Annotated in this window: 2 protein-coding genes; both read left to right on the top strand. The window is 71.7% G+C overall.

Annotation, left to right across the window (positions count from 1 at the left end; genetic code table 11):
* The coding region (locus HCJ92_RS23420; RefSeq protein WP_167935609.1) for a beta-ketoacyl reductase at positions 1-1,086 on the top strand (1,086 nt) is incomplete at its 5' end.
* Positions 1,087-1,093: 7 nt separating this feature from the next.
* Positions 1,094-2,956 (top strand): type I polyketide synthase (locus HCJ92_RS23415; RefSeq protein WP_167935608.1); only part of this gene is annotated, 1,863 nt, incomplete at its 3' end.

Genomic DNA, 2,956 nt, shown 5'->3' with positions numbered 1-2,956 from the left:
GGTTCGTTGACGCCGGTGCGGGTGGACGGGGTGCTGCGTCCGAAGGTGGACGCGGCGTGGAACCTGCACGAGCTGACGCGTGATCGGGAGCTGTCGGCGTTCGTGCTGTTCTCCTCCGCCGCGGGCGTCCTGGGCACCCCAGGGCAGGCGAACTACGCCTCCGCCAACGCCTACCTCGACGCGCTGGCCACCCACCGGCGGGCCCAGGGGCTGCCGGCCCAGTCCCTCGCCTGGGGCCTCTGGTCCGCGGAAGGCGGCGGTATGGGGGACGGACTGGGCGACACCGACCGCCGGCGCATCGCCGACGCGGGCGTGGCCGCCCTCAGCGTCGAGGACGGCCTGGCCCTGCTGGACGCCGCACGGCATCTGCCGGACGCCCTGCTGCTGCCGATGCGGCTCGACACCGCGACCCTCCGGCAGGCGTCCCCTTCGGAGGTGCCCAGCATGCTGCGGGGGCTGCTCCGCGCACCCGCGCGCCGTAGCGCGGCAGACGCGGGCGGCGGCCTGGGCGGAGGCTCCGGGCCGAGCCGCCGCGAGCACCTGAGCGCGCTGCCCAAGGCCCAGCGGGAAGCCGAGCTCCTGCAACTCATTCGGACCGAGGCGGCGTTGCTGCTGGAGCACGACGGGCCGCAGGCCATCGAGCCGGAGCGCTCGTTCAGCGAACTGGGATTCGACTCGCTCGCCGCGGTCGGGTTCCGCAACAAGCTGACGCTCGCGACCCGGACCCGGCTGCCCGCGACGCTGATCTTCGACTACCCCAATGCCCGCGCCCTCGCCCGCCACCTCGCAGAGGAACTGGCACCCGAGGACGAGGCCGAGGGCGAGCAGGAAGAGATCACGGGCGACACCGAACAGCGGGTCCGGGAGCTGCTCGGCAGCATCCCGCTGGCCAGCCTCCGCGAAGCAGGGCTGCTGAACAGCCTGCTGGAGCTGGCGGACGGCCGACCCGCACCCGACAGGGACGACACCGGGGCGGTCGACCGTTCCGGCGGCGACGGCGAGTCCATCGACGCCATGGACACCGAAGCCTTGATCAACATGGCGCTCCAGGGCGTCACCCAGGACGACGCGACTCAGGAGATGTGACGGCGCTATGAATAAGACCGAAGCCAAGGTGGTCGACGCTCTCCGCGCATCCTTGAAAGAGGCGGAGAGCCTGCGCGAGCAGAACCGGAACCTGATGGCGGCAGCCCGCGAGCCGATCGCCATCGTGGGCATGGCCTGCAGGTTCCCCGGTGACGTCACCTCCCCCGAGGGCCTGTGGGAGCTGCTGTCCGAAGGCCGTGACGCCATCGGTCCCTTCCCCGAGAACCGCGGCTGGGACCTGGAGACGCTGCACGACGAGACCGGAGAGCGCCCCGGGACCAGCTACGTCCGCGAGGGGGGCTTCCTCCACGACGCCGAGCAGTTCGACGCCGACCACTTCGGCGTCGCGCCGCGTGAGGCGCTGCTGATGGACCCGCAGCAGCGGTTGCTGCTGGAGACCACCTGGGAGGCGTTCGAGCGGGCCGGTATCGACCCCCGGGCGGTCAAGGGCAGCCAGACCGGCGTCTTCACCGGAGTCATGTACCACAACTACCCGGGCAGCTACGGGTCCTCGGGAGTGGTCTCGGGGAGGGTCGCCTACACCTTCGGGCTGGAGGGCCCCGCGGTCACGGTGGACACCGCCTGCTCGTCGTCGCTGGTCGCGCTGCACATGGCGGTCCAGGCGCTGCGGCAGGGGGAATGCTCCCTGGCTCTCGCCGGCGGGGTGAGCGTCATGTCCACGCCGCGTACCTTCGTCGAGTTCAGCCTGGACGGCACGCTCTCGAAGGACGGCCGCTGCCGGCCGTTCGCCGACTCGGCAGGCGGTACGGGATGGTCCGAGGGTGTCGGCATGCTCCTGGTGGAGCGGCTGTCGGACGCACGTCGCAATGGGCACCGGGTGCTGGCCGTGGTGCGCGGGAGCGCCGTGAACCAGGACGGCGCCTCCAACGGGATGACCGCTCCCAACGGCCCGGCACAGCAGCGGGTCATCCGGCAGGCGCTCGCCAACGCCCGGGTCCCCGCCGACCAGGTGGACGCCGTGGAGGCTCACGGCACCGCCACGACGCTGGGCGACCCGATCGAGGCGCAGGCGCTGCTCGCCACCTACGGGAAGGGCCGCGACGCGGCACGACCGCTGTGGCTGGGTTCGCTGAAGTCCAACCTCGGACACACCCAGGCGGCGGCCGGGGTCGCGGGGATCATCAAGATGGTCATGGCCCTTCGTGCGGGCCGTCTCCCCGAGTCCCTCCACATAGACAAGCCGACCCAGGAGGTCGACTGGTCCGTCGGCGGCGTCGAGCTGTTGAGCGAGGCCCGGGACTGGCCGGAGCCGGAGAACGGCAGGCCGCGCCGCGCCGGGGTGTCATCGTTCGGGATGAGCGGCACCAACGCCCACGTGATCCTGGAGGCTGCGCCCACGCTGCCCACCGAGCAGGACGGATCCCGTTCGGACGTGTGGACCGGGCGGGTCGTCCCCTGGGCACTCTCCGGACGCACACCCGAGGCGATGCGGGCCCAGGCGGCCCAGCTGCTCCGCTTCGTCGCCGACCGACCCGAGCTGGACGCCGCCGCTGTCGGCGCGATCCTGGCGACCGGCCGCGCGGCCCTGACCCACCGTGCTGTGGTGATGGGTGGCGGTCGTGAGGAGCTGTTGGCGGGGTTGCTGGCGGTGGCGGATGGTGAGTCGGCCGGTGGTGTGGTGACCGGTGTGGCTCGTGGTGAGGGCGCTGCGGGGTTCTTGTTTGCGGGGCAGGGGTCGCAGCGGGTGGGTATGGGTGAGGGGCTTCGTGGGGCGTTTCCGGTTTTCGGGGCTGCGTTTGATGAGGTGTGTGGGGAGCTGGATCGGCATCTTGGGGGCTCGGTTGGTGAGGTGGTTGCGGGGGGTGGTGAGCGGTTGAACGAGACGGTGTGGGCGCAGTCGTCGTTGTTT

This window comes from Streptomyces spiramenti, from assembly GCF_012034385.1.
Lineage (GTDB): Bacteria > Actinomycetota > Actinomycetes > Streptomycetales > Streptomycetaceae > Streptomyces > Streptomyces spiramenti.
This window is presented reverse-complemented; position numbering and strand designations above follow the sequence as displayed.